This is a genomic window from Arthrobacter sp. WCS2018Hpa-7 (assembly GCF_031843805.1).
Taxonomy (GTDB): domain Bacteria; phylum Actinomycetota; class Actinomycetes; order Actinomycetales; family Micrococcaceae; genus Arthrobacter.
This window is the reverse complement of the sequence record NZ_JAVTJB010000005.1, coordinates 197727-218887: the sequence shown is the minus strand read 5'-3', so window position 1 is coordinate 218887 and position 21161 is coordinate 197727. Positions and strand designations below refer to the sequence as shown.

The 21161-nt window shown below is 63.5% G+C and carries 23 protein-coding genes and 1 riboswitch; of the genes, 11 read left to right on the top strand and 12 right to left on the bottom strand.

What is annotated here, in order from left to right; genetic code table 11:
* Positions 1 to 4: 4 nt before the first annotated feature.
* Together RQH14_RS08235 and RQH14_RS08230 are read left to right on the top strand one after the other, a co-directional pair.
* The gene (locus tag RQH14_RS08235) at positions 5 to 919 is read left to right on the top strand and encodes a hypothetical protein (RefSeq protein WP_311212812.1); all 915 of its coding nucleotides are present in this window, start codon (positions 5 to 7) and stop codon (positions 917 to 919) included.
* Positions 920 to 950: 31 nt separating this feature from the next.
* Positions 951 to 1352, top strand: a complete 402-nt coding sequence (locus RQH14_RS08230; RefSeq protein ID WP_311212811.1) for a Sec-independent protein translocase TatB — start codon at positions 951 to 953, stop codon at positions 1350 to 1352.
* 36 nt (positions 1353 to 1388) lie between these two features.
* Here RQH14_RS08230 and RQH14_RS08225 read toward each other — a convergent pair whose 3' ends face one another.
* Genes RQH14_RS08225 through RQH14_RS08215 form a run of 3 tightly spaced genes read right to left on the bottom strand, consistent with a single transcriptional unit; the run spans position 1389 to position 4516 of the window.
* Positions 1389 to 2516, bottom strand: coding sequence for a P-loop NTPase (locus tag RQH14_RS08225; RefSeq protein ID WP_311212810.1), 1128 nt, complete (start codon positions 2514 to 2516; stop codon positions 1389 to 1391).
* Between the two features lie 4 nt (positions 2517 to 2520).
* A complete protein-coding gene (locus RQH14_RS08220) occupies positions 2521 to 3252 on the bottom strand; it encodes a DUF1003 domain-containing protein (RefSeq protein ID WP_311212809.1) in 732 nt (243 codons plus the stop codon).
* The gene (locus tag RQH14_RS08215; RefSeq protein WP_011775428.1) at positions 3233 to 4516 is read right to left on the bottom strand and encodes a magnesium transporter MgtE N-terminal domain-containing protein; all 1284 of its coding nucleotides are present in this window, start codon (positions 4514 to 4516) and stop codon (positions 3233 to 3235) included. The genes RQH14_RS08220 and RQH14_RS08215 overlap by 20 nt, the downstream gene beginning before the upstream one ends.
* A gap of 76 nt (positions 4517 to 4592) precedes the next feature.
* Between RQH14_RS08215 and RQH14_RS08210 the strand changes: the two genes are divergently transcribed.
* The gene (locus RQH14_RS08210) at positions 4593 to 5429 is read left to right on the top strand and encodes a general stress protein (RefSeq protein WP_311212808.1); all 837 of its coding nucleotides are present in this window, start codon (positions 4593 to 4595) and stop codon (positions 5427 to 5429) included.
* 95 nt (positions 5430 to 5524) lie between these two features.
* Here the strand turns inward: RQH14_RS08210 and RQH14_RS08205 are convergent, their stop codons facing one another.
* Positions 5525 to 7099, bottom strand: a complete 1575-nt coding sequence (locus RQH14_RS08205) for an aminopeptidase P family protein (protein ID WP_311212807.1) — start codon at positions 7097 to 7099, stop codon at positions 5525 to 5527.
* Positions 7100 to 7179: 80 nt separating this feature from the next.
* On the opposite strand from RQH14_RS08205, the gene RQH14_RS08200 reads away from it, so the two are divergent.
* Together RQH14_RS08200 and RQH14_RS08195 are read left to right on the top strand one after the other, a co-directional pair.
* Positions 7180 to 8025 (top strand): PHP domain-containing protein, encoded by an 846-nt coding sequence (locus RQH14_RS08200; RefSeq protein ID WP_311212806.1) that lies wholly within the window; start codon positions 7180 to 7182, stop codon positions 8023 to 8025.
* 13 nt (positions 8026 to 8038) lie between these two features.
* Positions 8039 to 8647, top strand: a complete 609-nt coding sequence (locus RQH14_RS08195) for a MarC family protein (RefSeq protein WP_311212805.1) — start codon at positions 8039 to 8041, stop codon at positions 8645 to 8647.
* 19 nt (positions 8648 to 8666) lie between these two features.
* Here the strand turns inward: RQH14_RS08195 and RQH14_RS08190 are convergent, their stop codons facing one another.
* The 4 genes from RQH14_RS08190 to RQH14_RS08175 form a co-directional block, all read right to left on the bottom strand.
* Positions 8667 to 9545, bottom strand: a complete 879-nt coding sequence (locus RQH14_RS08190) for a DNA methyltransferase (protein ID WP_311212804.1) — start codon at positions 9543 to 9545, stop codon at positions 8667 to 8669.
* An 8-nt stretch (positions 9546 to 9553) separates the two neighbouring features.
* Positions 9554 to 11269 (bottom strand): DEAD/DEAH box helicase, encoded by a 1716-nt coding sequence (locus tag RQH14_RS08185; protein ID WP_311212803.1) that lies wholly within the window; start codon positions 11267 to 11269, stop codon positions 9554 to 9556.
* A gap of 277 nt (positions 11270 to 11546) precedes the next feature.
* Positions 11547 to 13034: an RNB domain-containing ribonuclease gene (locus tag RQH14_RS08180; protein WP_311212802.1), complete on the bottom strand. Its 1488-nt coding sequence runs from the start codon at positions 13032 to 13034 to the stop codon at positions 11547 to 11549.
* 111 nt (positions 13035 to 13145) lie between these two features.
* Positions 13146 to 14087: a TM2 domain-containing protein gene (locus tag RQH14_RS08175; RefSeq protein WP_311212801.1), complete on the bottom strand. Its 942-nt coding sequence runs from the start codon at positions 14085 to 14087 to the stop codon at positions 13146 to 13148.
* 155 nt (positions 14088 to 14242) lie between these two features.
* Between RQH14_RS08175 and RQH14_RS08170 the strand changes: the two genes are divergently transcribed.
* A complete protein-coding gene (locus RQH14_RS08170; protein ID WP_311212800.1) occupies positions 14243 to 14911 on the top strand; it encodes a ferritin-like fold-containing protein in 669 nt (222 codons plus the stop codon).
* Between the two features lie 44 nt (positions 14912 to 14955).
* Here RQH14_RS08170 and thiE read toward each other — a convergent pair whose 3' ends face one another.
* Positions 14956 to 15639 (bottom strand): thiamine phosphate synthase, encoded by a 684-nt coding sequence (gene thiE, locus RQH14_RS08165; RefSeq protein ID WP_311212799.1) that lies wholly within the window; start codon positions 15637 to 15639, stop codon positions 14956 to 14958.
* A 27-nt stretch (positions 15640 to 15666) separates the two neighbouring features.
* A riboswitch (TPP riboswitch) is annotated at positions 15667 to 15785 on the top strand.
* Between thiE and thiO the strand changes: the two genes are divergently transcribed.
* From thiO to RQH14_RS08145, 4 genes are all read left to right on the top strand, one after another.
* Positions 15780 to 17045 carry a glycine oxidase ThiO gene (gene thiO / locus RQH14_RS08160; protein WP_311212798.1) on the top strand — a complete coding sequence of 422 codons (1266 nt, stop codon included), beginning with the start codon at positions 15780 to 15782 and terminating at the stop codon, positions 17043 to 17045. (Overlaps the previous riboswitch by 6 nt.)
* Positions 17042 to 17278 carry a sulfur carrier protein ThiS gene (gene thiS / locus RQH14_RS08155; RefSeq protein ID WP_089595669.1) on the top strand — a complete coding sequence of 79 codons (237 nt, stop codon included), beginning with the start codon at positions 17042 to 17044 and terminating at the stop codon, positions 17276 to 17278. The genes thiO and thiS overlap by 4 nt, the downstream gene beginning before the upstream one ends.
* A 4-nt stretch (positions 17279 to 17282) precedes the next feature.
* Positions 17283 to 18080: a thiazole synthase gene (locus RQH14_RS08150; RefSeq protein WP_311212797.1), complete on the top strand. Its 798-nt coding sequence runs from the start codon at positions 17283 to 17285 to the stop codon at positions 18078 to 18080.
* Between the two features lie 34 nt (positions 18081 to 18114).
* Complete coding sequence (locus RQH14_RS08145; protein ID WP_311212796.1) at positions 18115 to 18450, top strand: 4a-hydroxytetrahydrobiopterin dehydratase; 336 nt, start codon at positions 18115 to 18117, stop codon at positions 18448 to 18450.
* Positions 18451 to 18543: 93 nt separating this feature from the next.
* Here RQH14_RS08145 and RQH14_RS08140 read toward each other — a convergent pair whose 3' ends face one another.
* The 3 genes from RQH14_RS08140 to RQH14_RS08130 are packed head-to-tail and all read right to left on the bottom strand — an operon-like array spanning position 18544 to position 19891.
* Positions 18544 to 18846, bottom strand: coding sequence for a hypothetical protein (locus tag RQH14_RS08140; protein ID WP_311212795.1), 303 nt, complete (start codon positions 18844 to 18846; stop codon positions 18544 to 18546).
* A gap of 35 nt (positions 18847 to 18881) precedes the next feature.
* On the bottom strand, positions 18882 to 19106 hold the full coding sequence (locus RQH14_RS08135; RefSeq protein ID WP_026539987.1) for a DUF3107 domain-containing protein: 225 nt from the start codon (positions 19104 to 19106) through the stop codon (positions 18882 to 18884).
* A gap of 50 nt (positions 19107 to 19156) precedes the next feature.
* Complete coding sequence (locus tag RQH14_RS08130) at positions 19157 to 19891, bottom strand: TetR/AcrR family transcriptional regulator (RefSeq protein WP_089595665.1); 735 nt, start codon at positions 19889 to 19891, stop codon at positions 19157 to 19159.
* A 6-nt stretch (positions 19892 to 19897) separates the two neighbouring features.
* Here RQH14_RS08130 and moeB point away from each other — a divergent pair, with 6 nt between their 5' ends.
* The gene (moeB, locus tag RQH14_RS08125) at positions 19898 to 21100 is read left to right on the top strand and encodes a molybdopterin-synthase adenylyltransferase MoeB (protein WP_311212794.1); all 1203 of its coding nucleotides are present in this window, start codon (positions 19898 to 19900) and stop codon (positions 21098 to 21100) included.
* The last annotated feature ends 61 nt before the right edge of the window (positions 21101 to 21161 follow it).

Sequence of the window (21161 nt, the reverse complement as noted above, 5' to 3'; positions counted from 1 at the left end):
GTCGATGCCTCGACATCCTCGTCGTCCGGGATTGTTGTCCCGGCGCAAACTGGCTGCCCTGCGCCATACCCGCAACCCGGACCATGTTCAGGAATGCACCGATTGCAGCAGCGCCCTTCGCCGGGAACGGCAGTACCTTGAACGACTTCGGGGTTCTTCGGTGCCCGAAGCCAGCCAGGACCTTGCCGCGCGACTGATCCAGCATACTGAGCGTCTTGCCAACGAGCCTGGCCAGGACTTTGCTCCCAAGCCTTCGTCCAGCGGCATCCGCCGGGGGCTTCGCCTTGCGGGCGTCGCAGCCGGAACCTTGGCTGTCAGTGCCGGTGCCTTGGGCGTGTCCGCGTACGTGGTGGCCGGTGACGACGTCCAGCAGGTCCGTGCCGAAACCAGCGACGTGGGTGCACTAGCCGGAGCGTGGACAGGAAACCCTGTGGAAAGCATGGCGGTACCGGCATTCCGGGCCGGCAGCACCGTCAGCCTGAGCGCTGCCCAGCTGGACGCTCTGCGGGAAGAAGGGTGGGCGTGCCCTGAACTGGCCGGAATGGGCTTCACGGTGGTCTACGCCCACGGCATGATGTACAACGGGCACCCGGCGGTGGAGATGAGGCTGGAAAGCAACGGCCACTACGCCACCATTCTGGAGGAGCATCTGGCGGCCGATCAGTCCGTTCAGGGACCAACGACGTCGGCGCGGCTTTCTGTCTCGCAGGGGAGCCCGTGGAGGGCCGTCTACACCATGCCCGCTGCAGTGATCAGCTATGCCTCGGACCTCCCTGCCGACACGGCGGATGACGCGGTCCCGGAAATCGTCCGGGCAGGCGAATCCATGGCGCCTGACCAGCCCAAGGAGCTGTCCGAAGCCTGGCATGCGAGGCTGCTTCGCGGGCTCCAGACCCTTCTCCGTCCCGCCGGTTTATGAGCGACACCACAGACAAGGTAATCTTCGTAGCGTGCTTGGAATCAACGGCCCGGAGTTCATACTCCTTCTGATTATCGGCGTACTCGTCATCGGTCCCAGCCGTTTGCCCGAATACACTCAAAAGCTTGCCAATCTGGTCAAGGAAGTCCGTCGGATGGCTTCGGGTGCCCGTGAGCAGATCAAGGAAGAAGTCGGCATCGATATCGATGAAGTCGACTGGAAGAAATACGATCCCCGCCAATACGATCCCCGGCGCATCATCAAGGATGCACTGCTGGATGACGACACCAAGCCGGTGAGTGCCGGAGCGCCTGCCGTTGCCGCAACGGCTGCTGCAGCGGCTGTGTCGGAGACCAAGCCAAAGGCCCCCACCCGGGTCATCGAGCGGCTGGCTGAGGGCGAAGCTGCCCCCTTCGATACCGAAGCAACCTGACCCTATTGATAGTGCCGCCCTCGCGGGCGGTAAGTGTCAGCGGGGTTCGATCCCCAGGGATAGTCCCGACAACCCGCGGGGCCGTGAGGCCAAGGCTGAGGCCACGTCCTGCATAGCCTTCGCGGCGGCGGTTTCGGGTGCTGCCAGGACCACGGGTTTCCCAGCGTCACCGCCTTCCCGCAGCCGGATATCCAAGGGGATCTGGCCCAACAAAGGAACCTCGCTGCCCACGGCAGCACTCAGCCGCTCGGCCAGGATGGCGCCTCCGCCGCTTCCGAACAACTCCATCCTGCTGCCGTCGGGCATTTCCAGGAAAGACATGTTCTCGATGACGCCGGCAACTTTCTGGCCCGTCTGCGTGGCGATGGTTCCAGCGCGTTCAGCGACGTCGGCGGCAGCGGCCTGCGGCGTGGTCACCACAAGGATCTCGGCGTTGGGCAACAATTGGGCCACGGAAATGGCGATGTCGCCCGTGCCGGGAGGCAGGTCGAGGAAGAGGGCGTCGAGGTCGCCGAAATAGACGTCCGTGAGGAATTGTTCCAAGGCCCTGTGCAGCATGGGGCCGCGCCAGGCCACCGGCTGGTTGCCTGCTACGAACATGCCAATGGAGATGACCTTCACGCCGTAGGCCACCGGCGGCAGGATCATGTCATCCACCTGGGTGGGCTTTTGGGTGATGCCCATCAAGGCAGGCACCGAGAAACCGTGGACGTCAGCGTCCACGATGCCCACCCGAAGACCTTGGGCAGCCAGTGCGCACGCCAAGTTGACGGTGACCGAGGACTTCCCCACGCCGCCTTTTCCGCTGGCTACGGCGTACACCTTGGTAAGGGAGCCCGGCTTGGTGAAGGGTATGCCGCGCTGGCCGCCTGGACCGCGGAGCTGTTCCTTGAGCGCTTCACGCTGTGTAGGGGACATGACTTTCAGCTCCACGTCCACGGCTTTGACGCCCTCCACCTGCGACAAAGCCGCAGTGGCGTCCTGCGTGATGGTCTCCCGAAGCGGGCAGCCCGAAATGGTCAACAGGACGGCGACATGGACTGTGCCGGTGTCGTCGGAGGAGACCGATTCCACCATTCCGAGCTCCGTGATGGGGCGGCGGAGTTCGGGATCGATGACGGTAGCCAAGGCAGCATGCAGCGCCTCGGCAGATGCGGTGCTCATACGGTCAGGCTCGGCTTTCAGGAGTTTCAGGCGACGGTTTTGCTGTGGAGTGCTGTGGTCCTGTGGCTCGCGGCTGGCGGACCTTGGGGATCTGCTGGGTGCGGGGGCCACGGGATTTGTCGCGCTTCTCTTTCAGTTTCTCCTTGACCTTCTCGCCTGGAGACTCCGTGCCGTCGGCGGCGGATTCACTCTCGCGGAGTTCTTCCTGGGCATCGATGATGTCCTCGAGGAGGCTTCGGAGTTCGGTCCGGACATAGTCACGGGTGGCTACTTCACGCAGGGCGATGCGGAGGGAGGCCAGCTCCCGTGTCAGGTACTCGGTGTCGGAGAGGTTTCGTTCGGCGCGCTGGCGGTCCTGCTGGAGAGAGACACGGTCCCGGTCATCCTGCCGGTTTTGGGCCAACAGCAGGAGCGGTGCCGCATAGGAGGCCTGCAGGGACAACATCAGCGTCAGCAGGGTGAATCCCAGCTCCATGCGGTCGAACTGCCAGTCAGTGGGCGCGAAAGAGTTCCACGCAAGCCAGAACACACAGAACACCGTCATGTAGACGAGGAACGTTGGCGTGCCCATGAACCGCGCGAAGCCCTCAGTTGCGTTTCCGAACGCGTCCGGGTTGGGAGAGAACTTCGGCAGGATCCGCTGGCGGCCGCTCAGGGGGGTGTCGAGGCTGCTGCTTGAGCGTCCTGCCGACTTGGGGGATCGGGTGGCGTTGTTATCAGCCAATGCGGCCTCCAAGTTTCCTTATAGGGGCGTCGTCCTCGTGGGCGCGCCAGTCATCCGGCAACAGGTGATCCAGCACGTCATCAACAGTCACCGCCCCCACGAGGCGGCCGTCGTCGTCAACGACTGGAAGGGAATTCAGGTTGTACGTGGCCAAGGTGCGGGCGACTTCGCTGATGTGGGCCTGGTCCGAGAGCGGTTCCAGATTCTTGTCAACGAGGTTGCCCAGCGGTTCGGGCGGCGGGAATCGCAGGAGCTGCTGGATATGCACCACGCCCAGGAATCGCCCTGTGGGTGTCTCCAAGGGAGGCCGCGCGATGAAGATTGACGATGCCAGCGCGGGGGAGAGCTCCTCGCGGCGGACATGGGCCAACGCTTCGGCCACGGTTGCTTCCGGCGGCAAAATGACCGGAACTGGAGTCATCAGGCCACCGGCGGTGTCTTCGTCGTACTCCAGGAGGCGGCGGACGTCTTCGGCTTCCTGGGGTTCCATGAGTTGCAGCAGCTCTTCGGCCTGGGCAGAGGGAAGTTCGGCCAGGAGGTCGGCGGCGTCGTCAGGGTCCATCTCTTCGAGGACGTCCGCGGCCCTCTCCACGTCAAGGGCGGAGAGGATCTCCACTTGGTCGTCCTCCGGGAGTTCCTGGAGCACGTCCGCCAAACGCTCATCCTGAAGCTCGCTGGCTACTTCAAAACGCCGCTTATCGCTCATTTCCTGAAGGGCTTCGGCAAAGTCGGCGGGTTTAAGGTCTTCGTGCGTGGCAACGAATTGCGTGGCAGCCTGCGGCTCGTTGTGGGCGCCGGTCTGGGCGTCGGCCCAATCGATGATCAGCGTCTCGTTGCGGCGGAGTCGGCCAAACGGTGACAGTGAGTGTCCGCGGCGGACGAACAGCTTGCTGACGAACCAGTCCTTGGACCGGTGCTGGTCCATTGCGATGTCCTCAATGGTGGCGTCTCCGCTGCCGTCGGCAAGAGTCACGCGGCGGTCGAACATCTCGGCAACCACCAGTGTTTCCGCGCCACGCTGCTCGAAGCGGCGCAAATTGACCAGGCCAGTGCAAATGATCTGTGTCTGGTCAATGGAGGTAATGCGTGTCATGGGGACAAAGACACGCTTTTTGCCTGGCACTTCTACCACTATGCCCACCACGTGCGGAGCCCCACGGGTCCCGCGGGAGAGCACCACGACGTCGCGCAACCGGCCCAGACGATCGCCCAGGGGGTCGAAGACGTCCAAGCCGAGCAGGCGCGCGACAAAGACGCGTGAAGGATGTGTGCTCATGTTTACAGGCTACCGAGTCTGCTCTCTTTTAGCTGAATTCCAGCCTGTTCACATGTCCATGAGACACAATGGGGCTATGTCTAACATTTTTGGTGCCCCCAAAGCCGTTGAGGAATCCCGCAGCGTCCCGCAAGGTGACACGGTGGGCTCGTACACCTCGTATTTGGATGCCCAAAAGGCGGTGGACTACCTCGCGGACCAGCAGTTCCCTGTGCAGCTGGTGTCGATCGTGGGCAACGACCTCAAAATGGTGGAACGGGTAACCGGCCGCCTGAGCTATCCGCGGGTGGCATTGTCCGGTGCCTTGAGCGGCATGTGGTTTGGCCTCTTCGTTGGCGTGATGCTCTCCTTCTTCACCCCGGCAGGTGGGCCGTTCTCCATCATCACCTCAGTATTGATGGGTGCCGCGTTCTTCATGCTGTTCGGGATCGTCACGTACGCCACCCAGCGCGGAAAGCGTGACTTCACCTCCACCAGCCAGGTAGTGGCCACCAATTATGATGTCATCGTTGCAGCGGAAGCAGCCCACGAAGCCCGCCGGTTGCTCCAGCAACTGCCCATGAACCCGTCGCAGGCGGCTACGGCGCAGCCCGCCAGTTACAACCCCCAGAACACCCCGCTTCAGCAGCCCGGCCAAGCCCCCGAGCGGCCCTCCACGTGGAACGACCCCTATGGCCAGCGCGGCCCCGAATCCACCGCGGGCAATCCGGAGGGACAGAACGTTCCTGCCGGGAACCCGGCGCCCGCTGCCCAGCCGACACCGAACCCGGCACCGGCAGCCGTCCGCTACCCGGACCTCCCTGACGGTCGTCCTCAGTACGGCGTCCGCGTCACCGATGGCCAGAACGCTCCGCAGAACGCGCCGCAGGAAGACGGACAACAGTCCAGCTCCGAGGGTTCGTCCAAGCAGTAGAGCCGCTGCCACTGTTTTCAGTGGCCAGCACAAAGGGAAGGCCACCGGATCTCCGGTGGCCTTCCCTTTGTGCTGTGGTCGTTGAAAGCGGGGGATTAGCCCTGCGCGTCCTGGTAGATGCCGGCCATCCATGACTCGACGTCGTCGGCCTTGCGCGGCAATGCGGCGCTGAGGTTTACCGGGCCGTCTGCGGTCATGAGGATGTCGTCTTCGATCCTGACGCCGATTCCCCGGTATTCCTCAGGAATGGCAAGGTCCTCGTTCTTGAAGTAGAGGCCTGGTTCGATGGTGAATACCATGCCCTCGGTGAGGATTCCTTCGAGGTAGAGTTCGCGCTTGGCCTGGGCGCAGTCGTGGACGTCAAGGCCAAGGTGGTGGCTGGTACCGTGCGGCATCCAACGGCGGTGCTGCTGGCCTTCGGGGCTGATGGCTTCTTCCACGGAAACGGGCAGCAGGCCCCACTCGGCGAGGCGTTCGGCCAGGACCGTGGTGGCTGCGGTGTGGATGTCGCGGAACTTCACGCCCGGCCGGGCAGCTGCGAATCCGGCGTCGGCGGCGTCCAGCACGGCTTCGTAGATTTTGCGCTGGATATCGGTGAACGTGCCGGTGGCAGGCAGGGTGCGGGTGACATCCGCGGTGTACAGGGAATCGGCTTCCACTCCGGCATCCAGGAGCAGGAGTTCGCCGGCGTTGACGGTACCCGAGTTGCGGTTCCAGTGGAGGACCGTGGCGTTGTTGCCGGACGCTGCAATGGTGTCGTAGCCGAGCTCGTTGCCTTCCTCACGGGCGCGGGCAAAGAAGGCACCTTCAACAACACGCTCGCCGCGGTTGTGGGTCAGTGCGCGGGGAAGGGCGCGGACGACGTCGGCGAAGCCCTCCACGGTTGCCGCCACGGCGATCTTCATCTGCTCGATTTCCCACTCGTCCTTGATCAGGCGCAGTTCGGAGAGTGCTTCGCTGAGCTTTTCGTCCAAGGCATCCAGTTCACCGAGGTCCAGTGTTTCGGGATCCTTGGCAGTGTTGTACCGGGCGGTGTCCACCAGGGCATCGATGTTCTCGTCCACCTTGCGGACCAAACGAATGGAAATGCCACCGATTTCGGGTGCTCCCACGTTCTTGGTGATGGCCATCTCCAGTTCGGCGATGTGCGCGGTGGGCAGGCCCAGCCGGGCTTCGAATTCGGCCAGGGTGGGACGGGCGCCGATCCAGAACTCGCCGGCGCGGGAGTCCGCGTAGAACTGTTCGGTATCGCGTCCGGCCAACGGGCGGAAGTAGAGCGTCGCGGTGTGGTGACCGCCGTCGTCGCCCTTTCCTTCCGCAACCGGCTCCAGGATGAGGACGGCGTCGGGCTCGTGGTCCAAACCCAAACCTGTGAGGTGGGCGAATCCGGAGTGCGGGCGGAAGCGGTAGTCGCAGTCGTTGGAGCGGACCTTCAGCGGTCCTGCGGGGATAACAAGCCGTTCGCCCTTGAACAGTTCGGAGATGGTACGACGGCGGCGGGCGGCATGGTCGGCAACGGCGTCACGCGCAGGGGTCACCTGCGGGGCCGGCGCCCAATTACTGGCCATGAATGCTTTGAAGGCATCTGATGTGGGCCTTTGCGAGCGGTTGTTGACACGCTCCTGCAGAGGCTGGGAGGACGAGTTTTGGGTGTTTTCGGCATCGTTCACCGTTACATCGTCCCACCAGTTCGTTGAGGAGGCCAACGGCGCAACCCGCCAAGCGCGCCCGCATCCCCTAGGCTGGGAAAGTGAGGATAGACCTGCATGCGCACTCCAACGTTTCCGACGGAACCGAGACACCCGCCGGAGTGATCATTTCTGCTGTTACAGCAGGCTTGGACGCGGTGGCGCTGACCGACCATGACTCCACGGATGGCTGGGATCCGGCCGCTGCAGCCGCCCGCGAACACGGCATCGCCTTTGTTCCGGGAATGGAGATCTCCTGCCGGACGGAACAGGGCATCAGCGTCCACTTGCTGAGCTATCTGCACGACCCCGCCCATGCGGGTCTGCTGGAGGAAATCACCAAGTCCAAGGATGCCCGGCTCACCCGTGCCGAGCACATGGTCACCTTGTTGTCCGAGGACTATCCCTTGACCTGGGACGACGTCATCCATCACGTAGCTCCAGGTGCCACCGTGGGGCGTCCCCACATCGCGGATGCGTTGGTCGCTGCCGGCGTCGTCTCCGACCGCTCGGAGGCATTCACCTCCATCCTCACCTCACACTCGCGATACTTCGTGCAGCACTACGCACCCAACCCGGCGGTCGCCGTCGAGCTTGTCCGTGCCGCAGGCGGCGTTCCCGTCTTCGCCCATCCCGTGGCGTCGTCGAGGGGACGCATCGTAGGGGAGAGGACCTACCGGGAGATGATTGATGCCGGCCTCATGGGCCTTGAGGTTGAACATCGTGACAACCCCGAGGATGGACGCGACTTCCTGCGCACGTTGGCTGCAGAGCACGGACTGCTCATCACCGGATCCTCCGACTATCACGGAGCGGGGAAACCGAACCTGCTGGGTGAGAACACCACCTCGCCCGCGGTGTTGGCCCGGATTGAGGAGATGGCAACAGGCAGCACGGTGGTTCGTTGAGAGGGGTCCTTCAGTGGATTTGCAGCTGCTCGCCTCGGTGATCGTCACCCTGTTCGTGATCATGGACCCACCGGGTACCGTCCCGATTTTCATGTCCTTGACGGCCCAGATGGCGGCCAAGGACCGGAACCGCTCCGCTTTCCAAGCACTGCTGGTGGCCACCGGCGTCATCGTGGTGTTCGCGATCTTCGGCCAGTCGATTCTCAATTACATGCATATCTCGCTGGCGGCCTTGCAGGGCGCGGGTGGGCTGCTGCTGGTCCTCATTGCCCTGCAGTTACTGACCGGTTCCACCAGCGGCGAGGAAAATGCGGGCAAGTACAAGAATGTGGCGTTCGTTCCGTTGGGGACGCCACTCATGGCAGGACCTGGTGCGATCGTTGCCGTGATGGTCTTCGTTCAGCAGTCCAGCCAGCTGTCCGAGTACCTGGCCGTGGGGCTGGGGATTGCCGTGGTGCTCGGCTCGTTGTACCTGGCGATGCGCTTCGCGGGTGTGGTTCAGCGCGTGCTGGGCGAAAACGGCGTGGAGCTTGTCACCCGGATTGCCGGCCTGCTTCTGTCGGCCATTGCCGTGCAGATGATTGCGGACTCCGTGACGGCCTTCGTCAAGGGTGCCGCCTGAGCGGGTCCGGCAATGCGGGCTAGAGGCTGGTTGGCTGGATTTCGTGGAAGATGGCCTTGCTGCCCAGCCGTTTCCGCATGACCTCGATGGCCTGTTCGTTCTGGTCGACACACACAAAGTTGCGGCCGAGCTTCGCTGCAACGGCTCCGAGGGTCCCTGATCCCGCGAAGAAATCGAGGCACCAGTCACCTTCGCGGCTGGATGCGGCAACGATCCTCCGGACCAGGCCTTCGGGTTTTTGCGTAGGGTAGCCGGTCTTCTCACGGCCTGTAGGGGAAACGATGGTGTGCCACCAAACATCAGTGGGCAGCTTGCCGAGCTCGCGTTTGGCAGGGGTCACCAGGCCGGGGGCCATGTACGGTTCCCGGTCCACTTCTGCGTTGTCGAAGTGGTACTTGGTGGGGTTCTTCACGTACACCAAAATGTTGTCGTGCTTGGTGGGCCAGCGGTTCTTGGCGCGTGCGCCGTAGTCGTAGGCCCAGATGATCTCGTTGAGGAAGCACTCCCTGCCGAAGATGGCGTCGAGCATCACCTTGGCATAGTGCACCTCCCGGTAATCGAGGTGCAGGTACAGGGTGCCGTCGTCTGACAAGAGCCGCCAGGCCTCGACGAGTTTGGGTTCCAGGAAGGACCAGTAATCGCTGAAGGCGTCGTCGTAACTGTGAAGGGCACCCTTGATGGTGTCGTAGGAACGGCCCTTGAAACCGACGCGGTCGCCGTCGCCGTCCGCGTTGCGGACCATGCGGGTTTCCTGGCGGCGCTGTACCCGGCCTGTGTTGAAGGGCGGGTCGACGTAAATGAGTGTGAAGGCGCCGTCCGGCAGCGTAGGGAGGAACTCCGCGTTGTCCGCGTGCACCACCAAATTGCCGCCGTCCGGCGCCCAAACATTTTCAGTCATTGAGAGTTTTAGGCCTCGGCGCTGCCGGACTGGGCAGCTGTGGTTTCCCCGGAAACCACTTCGCCGTTGCGGCGGCGCGTGCGGGTACGACGCGTCCTTGCAGGCTTTTCTGCGTTGTCCGCCGTGGCCGTGCGGGTTTCCGACGCACCGGCAGCGGGGGCTGCTTCGGCATCGGAAGTACGACGGCGGCGCGTACGGTTGCGGCCGCCCTCGCCCTTGGATTCGCTGGAGTCCGAGTCGCCGGACTTGGCTTGACGTCCGCGTCCGCCGTCACGGCCGTTGTCACGCCCACGGCCGCCCTCGCGACCGCCGTCGCGGCTTGAGCCCGAGCGCGCGTTCTTCTTGCCGGTCTCGCCGAGGTCCTCAAGGACCTCCGCGTCGACGCCGGCCAGGACACGCTTGTTGCGGGGCAACCTGCCCTTGGTGCCCTCGGGGATGTCGAGGTCTGCGTACAGGTGCGGCGAGGAGGAGTACGTCTCCACCGGCTCCGGAACGCTCAGTCCGAGTGCCTTGTTGATCAGGCCCCAGCGCGGCATGTCGTCCCAGTCGACGAAAGTGACAGCTGTGCCCTTGTTGCCTGCGCGGCCGGTACGCCCGACACGGTGCAGATAGATCTTTTCGTCTTCCACGCACTGGTAGTTGATGACATGCGTGACATCGTCCACGTCGATGCCACGGGCCGCGACGTCGGTGGCCACCAGGACATCAACCTTGTTGTTCCGGAACGCCCGGAGGGCCTGCTCGCGGGCACCCTGGCCGAGGTCGCCGTGGATGGCGGCAGCGGCAAATCCGCGGTCAACCAGTTCCTCGGCAACCTTGGCAGCAGTGCGCTTGGTCTTGGTGAAGATGATGGTCCGTCCGCGGCCGCGTGCCTGGAGGATGCGGGCCACTACTTCAGACTTGTCCATGCTGTGCGCACGGTAGATCAGCTGACGGATGTCGCGCTTGGTCAGGCCTTCGTCGTCCGGATCTGCAGCGCGGATGTGGGTGGGCTGCGTCATGTACCGGCGAGCCATCGCGATCACGGGGCCGGGCATCGTCGCTGAGAAGAGCAACGTCTGCCGAACGGCGGGGGTGCCGGCGATCAGGGTCTCAACGTCCGGAAGGAAGCCGAGGTCCAGCATTTCGTCAGCCTCGTCAAGAATTACCATCTTGACGTTCTTCAGGCTCAAATGCTTCTGCTTGTACAGGTCGATCAGCCGCCCGGGGGTGCCGACAACAATTTCGACGCCCTTCTGCAGGGCATCGACCTGCGGCTCGTAGGCGCGGCCACCATAGATGGTGGCGATGCGGGCGTTGCGCTTGCGTGAGGCGGTCTGGAGGTCGTTGGCTACCTGCACCGCGAGTTCGCGCGTGGGAACAATCACCAAGGCCTGGGGAGCACCCGGGACGGCAAGCTTTTCGTAGCCGGCGTCGTCGCGGCCGGCCACGCGCTGGAGCGCGGGGATGCCGAAGCCCAACGTTTTACCGGTGCCTGTCTTGGCCTGGCCGATGATGTCGTGGCCGCTCAGGGCCACCGGCAGGGTCATCGCCTGGATGGGGAAGGGGTGCGTGATCCCGGCGTCAGCCAAGGACTCAACAATGTCAGCGCGGACGTTGTAGTCTGCGAACGACTTTTCTTCGATCTCGTGGGGCTTTTCATCCGAGACGATCGTTTCCTCGGGTTCGAGAATTTCGGTTCCGGTGGGGTCGGTCAGGACTTCATGGGTGTGCAATTCACTCACAGGGAGTTTCCTTATTCATTTAGGCATTGGCGCTGCGTGCTCAACGGCGGCGGCGGAGCCGTACCGGAGCACGAACGGGCGCGCAAGCAAATCCAGTGGAAGCCGATCGCGGGCTATCTAAGTACTGGCACTGGGGACCAGTTGGTACATCTCAAGATCGCGTAGGGGCGGGCTTGTTGAGTTCAAAAATTAACTGAATCAACGACCGGGCATCCATTACTACAGGCCCAGTCTATCCTCTGGGAGCCATAAAGCCCGGATCAGGGGTTCAACGGCGTCAGCGCTGCAGCTCGAACCTGATCTCCCTGCTGGCGATATCCGCCTTGACAAGGCGTACGCGGACCTTGGTCCCCGACTCCAGTTCGCCGTCGCAGCGCGCGGTGACTGCCGGTTCTGCGATCTGGACGACGCCGTACGGACCGCTCCCGTTGCCGTTGGTTCTGTTGCCGTTGCCGTTGCTGTTTCCATTGGACGGCTTGGACCCTGAAATCACCACGGCGTCGAACTCCTGGCCAACGTGGTTGGCCACCAGTGCCGCTTCAACGGTGTCCAGTGCCGCCCGCTCAAGCCGTCCAGCCACTTGGTCCGAGGCTGCCATGATCTCCGGCAACGAGGGCAGGGCGTCACGGGCCCAAGGCGGGATTTCCTTGTTGTTGCTGAGGGCCTCGCAAATCACCAGGACAAATCTGTCAATGAGGCGTCGCAACGGTGCTGTCGTGTGGGCGTAGGGAGCCCCGATGGCCGCTTGGATCACAGTGTCAGGTACTTCGCCGTCGAAGGGCGTGTACCCGGCGCCCCTGAACAGTGTCCCGGCCGAGTGCAGGATGGCCAGTTGTTTGGGGTCTGACGCATCCAAAGTCCGCAAGTACTCGCCGTAGCTGACCTGGCCGTCCCACGGCTTGCCCAACGCAGTGGTCTGCCGCTTGAAATGTTGCAGTGAACGTTCATCCGGGGCGGGCATGGTGCGGAGGATGCCCACTTTCCCTTCCAGCATCAGCTGTGCGGCCGCCATTCCGGTCATCAGCGAGATCTGTGCGTTCCAGTCTTCCACCGGCAAAGACGGGGCCGCAGCGATCCTGTACCCGCCGCCGTCGGTCGCCTGGACGATTTCCTGTTCCGGCATATTCAGGCTGGCGCCCCCACGCAGCCTTTCCAGTTCTACCCGCTTCAGCCCGACTTCCTTCAGGAGTTGCAGCACGGGCGGGGCCGTTCCGTCATCGATCTGTTGTTGGGCGCCTTTGTAGCTCAGCTTGGCCCGGCTGCGGACAGTGGCCCGGGCGACGGCCACGGTCAGGACTTCTGCCTTGGCGTCGAGGTCGAAGTCCCACACAAAGGCGCTGCAGTCCTGCTCCGCCAGCAGGCTGCCGGCGTTTTCGCTGATGACCTCCGGATGCAGGGGGATACGCCCGTCAGGGGCGTAGAACGTTTGTCCGCGCAGCCGGGTCTCCGCATCCAAGGCCCCTCCGGGAGCCACGAAGGACGGAACATCAGCGATGGCGTAGAGGACTTTGTAGCCGTCCCCGGCACGATCAATGAACAGCGCCTGGTCCAGGTCAGTGGACGTAGCGGGGTCGATGGTCACAAAGGGGATCTCCCGCAAGTCCTGGTCCGGAAGCTTGAGGTTTTCCACGGCCCGCTGTGCCTCTTGGACTGCCTCGGCCGGGTACGCAGTGGGGAGTTCCAACTCCGACCTCAAGGCCGCAAGGGCTGCAGCGAGCTGGTCCGACGAATCGTCGACGTTGGGCGCTATCCGATGATGTGACACGAAAATCAGCGTAGCCCGAAACCTGCGGATAGTCTTGGCTGCCGCACGCAAAAGCCCGTTGCCACAACGGGCAACGGGCTTTCGGTACAGCTGGTCTGGCCAAATCGGCGGTCAGTTGGCCGGGGTCAAAGTGAAGGTGGCTGCCTTGTCCCCGAAGTCATTGTTGATGACCACTGTGGTGGGACCGTTCTTGATGTCGAAGGCAATGACGCCCTGCTGTACGTCACCGACGGCGACATCGCCGGAGCTCAGAGCGCCCAGGCCGCTGTCAAGGAAGATCCGGTCGCCCTCTTTGCCATCAGCATCAAAGGCGTCGAAGTTGCTGGGCGCGGCAAAGCTGGATCCGGCCGTGGTCTCCCAGGAAACCTCCAGCAGGAGGAAACCACCATTGAGCGGCTTCATGTAGGCCATTTCCGGGATTTCGGTGGTGTATCCGGAGTCAAGGACGGTGACTTTGGCAGTGTTGCCCTCCGACACCGTGACCTCGAAGGAATTGCCGTTGGCGGCAGGGCCCTGGGAAGGGGCGGGGGCCTCTTGTGAGGCCGACGGGACGGCGGGGACGGGGGTGGCCTGTCCTTGGACCGCAGCAGCCACCAGCGTCAGGGACAGCACCGTGGACACGATTCCAACCACCAGGCCGGCGAACCATACGACGATCGTGATGATCCAGGCCTTCTTCTTGTTTTCGGGATAACCCAGCAGCGGGCGGCCTTCCTTATCCCGCGCGTTGCCGGTCAGCGTGATGATGAGGTCCACGATGGACCAGATGCCGAGTCCGCCCGCAGTGAGCAGCTTGGCAATGCCGGTGCCGATCTTTCCCAGGTAAAAACGGTCGACACCGAGGCCACCCAGAAGCAATGACAGGATCCAGGTGACCATGAAGGACTTGGCCGGAGTGCCCATTCCGGGAGCGCCATAAGGGCTGGAACCCGGGCCCGGCTGGTAGGTCTGCTGCCCGCCTTGGTACTGGTTGCCGAAAGCACCGGGTGCAGGGGGTACTGGTGGAGCGCCGTTCCCGTTGTGGGGCGCGGGCGGGTAGCTCGGGTTACTCATGGAACATCCTTCAGGGGAGTGGGTGCGAGGAGGAGGACACGCGGCCTGCGGCAGGCCTGGCGGTCAACTCACTTCCAATCAGCCTAGTAGGACCAGCGCGGCAAACAGCAAATCTCCGCGGGCGGGATGTGGAAAGCCGGGGATAGTCTTGGATCATGGGCACTTCCCGGGACGTGGCACCTTCTGCCGGACAACTCGCCGCGGAACTGCTGGGTGCCATGGCCTACGGCGAGTTGTCGGCTTTCGGCCGGCTTTCGTTCGATTCCCGATACGCCCCCACGCTCCATGACCGGTCGGTGCTGGCAAAAATTGCCGTCGGCGCGTACGGAAACTTCGCGCTGCTCAGCGATCGGCTAGCGGAAATGGGCCTCGATCCCGAGGAAGCCATGCTGCCGTTCCAGCGTTCCTTCGATCACTTCCATGAACGCACCAAGCCCGGGGACTGGTTCGAATCCGTGATGAAGGCATACGTCATCGACACCGTCTCCTCGGACTTCTACCGGGCTGTCGCTGCCTTCCTGGATCCAACAACACAGCAGTTCGTGGACCGGGTTGCCTCTCCCGACCAAGCAACCGAGGTACTTCGAGTCCTGCTGCGGCGGGCCTTGGCCGATGACCCTCGACTCGCCTCGCGACTGGCGTTGTGGGGCCGCCGGCTGGTGGGGGAAGCGCTGACGCAGGCGCAGAGGGTGGGCATGGAGCATCCACAGTTGGGGCCAACACTGAAAAGCGGTGGAGATGCCCGCGCCGCAGTCAAGAGACTGACGGGCGAGCTCGCCGAGCGGCACTCACGCCGGATGACGGCCCTGGGCCTGACTGCATAGCGGCTTGGCCGGGCTTATGTCCGAAAGGCTTTAAGCGGCCAGGCTCAGACGGTGTCCAGCGCTTTCAGCAGCGACTTGGCCGCCGTCGTCGGATCCACAGCTTCAGTGATGGCGCGGACCACCACAATCCGGCTGGCTCCGGCAGCCAGTACCTGCTCCACATTGCTGAGATCGATCCCGCCAATGGCGAACCAGGGCAGGTTTACGGCACCGCCGGTGGTCTCATCTGCACGCTTGCTCGCTTCTGCGGCATATGTGACCAGGTCCAGGCCCACGGCTTCCCGGCCGGGTTTGGTGGGTGTTGCCCAGACGGGCCCTACACAGAAATAGTCCAGGCCTCCCTGTCCTGGTGATGCTGCGATGGCGGCATTTACCTGCTCGGGGGAGTGGGTGGAGAGGCCGATCGTTACGGGCTCCGGAAGCAACGTCCGAGCCACCGTCAACGGCAGGTCCTTTTGCCCGATGTGAAACACCGGAGCCCCGGAAACGCTGGCAACATCGGCGCGATCGTTGACAGCCCAGAGCCGTCCATGACGTTGCGCAACTCCTTGCAGGACCGCCAACAGCTCCAATTCCTCGGCTGCTTCCAGGGTCTTGTCGCGCAGCTGGATGATGTCCACCCCGCCCTCAAAGGCAGCGTCCACAAAGTCTTCAAAATCGCCCTGCCGTTTCCGGGCATCAGTGCACAGATACAGGCGGGCGGTGGCGAGGGCATCAGTCGGGGTCATGGAAACCAGAGTAGTTCCTCTAAACTGGGCACGTACTGCGGGAGCCGCGACGTTCGCTATATGACTGTCCGGCTGAGAGGGCTTCAGCGCCGACCGCTTGACCTGATCCGGCTAGTACCGGCGTAGGGAAGGAAACCGGAATGGCAGATCCCCGCCAAACCTCCATGCATGCCGATGTGGCTGTCATTGGTGGCGGCATCATCGGTCTGGGCATCGCCAGCGAAGCACGCCGACTTGGCCGCTCAGTGGTGGTGATCGATCCCGCACCGGCTGCCGGAGCCACATTCGCTGCCGCCGGAATGCTCGCCCCCGTGAGTGAATTGCATTACCAGGAGGAAGACCTCCTTGAGCTGATGCTGGAATCGTCACGGCTTTGGCCGTCCTTCGCCGCAAGCCTGACCCGCGGAGGAGAAGACACCGGATACCGCACGACGCCGACAATCGCCGTGGGTGCCGACGCCGCGGACCGCAGGGCGCTGGCAGACCTCCGTGCGGTGCAGCTCGCGTCAGGCCTCGGGGTTGAGCCGCTGTCGTTGCGCGACGCCCGGGACCGCGAACCCCTCCTCAGCCCACAAATTTCCAGTGCCTTCGATATTCCCGCCGATCACCAGGTTGATCCCCGGAAGCTCGCGGCATGCCTGCTGTCAGGATTGGCACGCCACACGGCCAGCGACTCCAGCTGGGTTTCGGGGGCTGGGGACGGGTTTGCCGTGGCCTCGACGGCGCTCCGCTTGCTGTGGGACCGAGGGCGGGTCTCCGGCGTGGAACTCACGTCCGGTGCCGCTGTCCACTCCACAGAAACGGTGGTCGCCAACGGACTGGGGGCGGCAGGCCTTGAGGGGCTGCCGGACGGGCTCAGCCTTCCCGTGCGGCCCGTGTATGGCGACATCCTCAGGCTTCGGGTGCCTGAACACCTCCGGCCCCTGCTCACTTCCACCGTCCGAGGGATGGTCCGCGGAGTGCCCGTCTACATCGTACCCAGGGACGACGGCACGGTAGTCATCGGGGCCACCCAACGCGAGGACGGACTGTCCTCATCCCACAACGCGGTCTCAGCCGGGGGCGTCTACCAGTTGCTGCGGGACGCCCAAGCATTAGTCCCCGCGGTGGCGGAACTTGAACTGCTCGAAGCGACGGCCCGGGCCCGCCCCGGCACCCCGGACAACGCCCCGCTGCTTGGACGGGTCGCCGGTTCCAGCGGGGATGTTGATGGCCTGGTGATCGCCACAGGATTCTTCCGGCATGGCGTCCTCCTGACGCCCGCGGCCGCGCGGATCGTGGGCGGGCTGATCAACGGCTCGTCAGACCCCCGGTGGGCCCCATTCCGCCCGGACCGCTTCACGGCCACTCCATCGACAGCGCGGGCGCTCACGCCGGCACACGCTCCCAGCAAGGAAACAGCATGAACATCAAACTCAACGGATCCGATCACGCAGTGCCGGAGGACGCTTCAGTCAGCACCTTGGTCACAGCCGTCACCGGCCGCGTCCTGGACCACCGCGGACAGGCAGCCGACGGCGGCAAGCTTGGTGTCGCCGTCGCCCGTAATTCCGAAGTGGTGCCGCGCAGCCAATGGTCCGCAACGGCGCTCGCCGACGGAGACGAACTCGAACTTGTTACCGCAGTCCAAGGAGGCTGACATCATGACGACAGCAAACACAGAGGTCCATACTGACGCACTGGAGATCGACGGCGTCCACTTCGGCTCCCGCTTGATCATGGGGACGGGAGGTGCGCCGAGCCTGGACGGCCTGGGCGCAGCGCTCCTGGCATCCGGAACTGAGCTCACCACAGTAGCCATGCGGCGCTACTCACCCGCTGAAACAGGATCACTCTTCCAGCTCCTGGTGGACCACGGCATCCGCGTGTTGCCCAACACCGCCGGTTGCTTCACCGCCAAGGATGCCGTGATGACCGCAGAACTGGCACGCGAGGCACTGGAAACGGACTGGGTGAAGTTGGAAGTCATCGCCGACGAACACACCCTCCTTCCAGACGCTGTGGAACTCGTCGAAGCAACGGAACAGCTGGTGAACCGTGGATTCAAGGTCTTTGCCTACACCAATGATGATCCCGTCCTGGCTTTGCGCCTCGAAAACCTGGGTGCCACCGCTGTGATGCCCCTCGGCTCGCCGATCGGAACCGGCCTGGGCATCCTGAACCCGCACAACATTGAACTCATCGTGTCCCGTGCCTCAGTCCCCGTGGTGCTCGACGCAGGAATAGGGACCGCCTCCGATGCCGCCCTCGCCATGGAATTGGGCTGCGACGCCGTGCTTCTGGCCACCGCCGTAACCCGCGCGCAGAACCCGGTGCAGATGGGTGAGGCCTTCAAACACGCCGTGATCGCCGGTAGGCTGGCCAAGCAGGCAGGACGGATTCCGCGGCGTGAGCACGCTTTGGCGTCGTCGGCCATGGAAGGCCGGGCAGAGTTCCTCTAGGCGTCCGGCAGTGTCTTCGGGAGAAGGAGCAGCAGTGGCGGGGAACCAAGACCACCTGACCCGGGCGGATGTCGAAGCTGCCCTCCGGGAACTTCCCGACTGGAAGGACCAGGACGGCCTGGTTACCGTCTATAAAACCCCGACGGCGGCCGAAGCTCTGGCGCTTATTGCAGCGATCGGACAGATTGCCGAACAGCAAAACCACCATCCCGATCTGGAATGGCGCTACAACAGGGTCCACCTCCGGTACGTGTCCCATGACGCAGGCGGGAAAGTCACCCAGCGCGACATCGCCGCTGCGTCCTCCGTGAGTGAGGCCGCGGCCGGGCTGGGTGCATCCGCCCAGCCGGAGCGGTATCCGGAAGCTTGAACGCATCTGACCCCGGACCATGGTGGCAAGGAGTTAAACGACAGTGACCGTCGCCCGAGGGCGACGGTCACTGTCGTTTTGTCCTTGTTGCTGTTAGAGCCTCAGTGCCTTGGTGAGCGCCGCAGTATCGTGCCGGGTGCGGGTCCGGCCCAGGAACACCACCACCGCTGCGGCGGCGGCAGTTCCCACAACAATGGGCAAGACCCACGGAATCCAGGTTGCCCCGGGCTGGTAGCCCAGACCGGCACTGATGAACGCAATCCAGCTCAGGGTGCCCACAGCCACCGAAACGCCGGCCGGCAAAGCGATGCCGTACTTGCCGTGCCTCTTGTCGTTGGCCCACACGATGAAACCAGTGGCTACGGTGGCCAGAACCACCACGACGAGTGAAAGCATGAAGACTCCTTTGCGGACTGCGTTAAGGGGAGGGCCTAGAGGGCACCGAAACCGACGCGGCGGACTTCCTCTGCACCGATCTCCACGTAGCCCAGGACACTGCCGGGAACAATGATCTGGCGGCCCTTCTCGTCGGTCAGGCGCAATTCCGAGCCCTTGGACACGGCCTCTGCCACGATCTTGGCCACCGCGTCTGCATCCAAAGCGGATTCGAGCACGATTTCACGGCCAACGTTCTGAATGCCGATCTTTACTTCCACAGCAAGGCCTCCAAGCCAATCAAGTATTAAGTCAGTCCTCTATTTGTAGCCTAGGACTCTTTGGGGAATCGACTGATTCCGCGCCAAGCTAAACGATAGATCAGATCACTGGCCACATCGAGGTCAAGGTTTCCGTCCGTTTCAAGCCAGTAGCGTGCGCTGACCTGCGCCATTCCGGCCAGGCCCCGGCCCAGGAGCTGCGCCTCCAGGGGAGGCAGCTTGGTGTCCTCGGCAATGACATGGGCCACCGCATCAGCGAACGTTTTGTTGAAGGTCTCCAAACGGGAACTGACATCGGGATCGTTGATGAGGTCCGATTCGAAGACGAGTCGGTGGGCTTGGTCGTCATCAGCGATGAACCGGTAGTAGGCCCGCATGACGGCCTTCACGCGTTCCTTGTTGTCCGAGGTGGAGTTCAGGGCGCTGAGCATCAGCTCAGTCAGCGTGGCAAGGTGGCTGTCCAAAAGGGCCATATAGAGCTCGCGCTTGGACGGAAAGTGCTGGTACAGCACCGGTTTGCTGACGTGGGCGGCCTCGGCGATTTCGTCCATGGCCGCGCCGTGGAAACCGTTGGAGACAAAGACTTCCAACGCCGCATTCAGCAACTGCGCCCGGCGCTCGTCGCGCGGCAACCTTGGTGAACGCGTTGAAACAGCCCGTTCCTGCTTGGCCGGTGCCCCATCGTGTGCCCTTGTGCCGTCAGCCACAGTCTGCCGCCTTTCCTTTGCAGTTATGACCACTCTACCGGTGGGTAATATGACCGGGCGGCATCGGCAGGCATACATTGGGGTATGGCCTCAATTGTTGCTGCCCGCCCCGCTGCGCCCGCTGTCCTGCCGCCCCTTGTTGAACCGGCCGCCGAACTCACGCCGGCCGAGGTGGAGCGATACTCCCGGCATCTCATCATTCCCGAAATCGGTGCTCTGGGCCAACGCAGGCTTAAGAATGCCAAAGTGCTCGTCATAGGCGCCGGTGGACTTGGTTCTCCAGCCCTCTTGTACTTGGCGGCGGCCGGCGTTGGCACACTCGGAATCGTGGACGATGACGTGGTGGACCTGAGCAACCTGCAGCGCCAGGTCATCCACGGCGTGAAGGACGTGGGCATCCCCAAGATCGAGTCTGCCCGCAACGCCATCAACGAACTCAACCCGCTGGTGAACGTTGTCCTGCATGACATCCGGCTGGACTCATCCAACGCCCTGGACGTGTTTGCGCAGTACGACCTCATCCTCGATGGCGCGGACAACTTCGCCACGCGTTACCTGGTCAACGATGCCGCAGCGATCCTCGGCAAGCCCTACGTGTGGGGTTCCATCTTCCGGTTTGACGGCCAGGTGAGCGTGTTTTGGGCCGAGCACGGCCCCACGTACCGGGACCTCTATCCTGAAGCCCCTCCTGCCGGTTCGGTGCCTTCCTGCGGCGAGGGCGGAGTCTTCGGCATGTTGTGCGCAGCGGTTGGTTCGCTCATGGTGACCGAAGCCGTGAAGCTGATCACCGGCGTCGGGCGTTCGTTGCTGGGCCGGGTAGCGCTCTTTGACGCGCTGGGCGGCAGTTGGCGGGAGATCAAAGTATCCAAGGACCCGGAAGCCGAACCCATCACTGAACTGACGGACTACGAAGCTTTCTGCGGTGTGACGCCAACGGCAGCAACCGACCAGGAGCACACTGTGTCCGCCACGGACCTTGCTGCGATGCTCGCAGAGCGTGAGTCGGGGGAGCGGGATTTCGACTTGGTTGATGTCCGGGAATCGGGGGAGCACAGCATCGTCAGTATTGACGGTTCAGTCCTCATTCCGCAGGGCCGTATTCTCTCCGGCGAAGCGTGGGTGGAGTTGCCCCAGGACAAGGACATCGTTTTCCACTGCAAGGCCGGCACGCGCTCGGCTGCTGTATTGGAGGCTGCGCGGAAAGCGGGTTATACACGGGTCAGCCATCTCGACGGCGGTATCCTCGCCTGGGTGCGCGACGTCGAGCCGGCGAAACCCGTTTACTAGGACGATTCCCGCCGCCCTCCGTGCTGGCAAGCCCGCCATGAGCGGATGCCTGGGGCGGGGG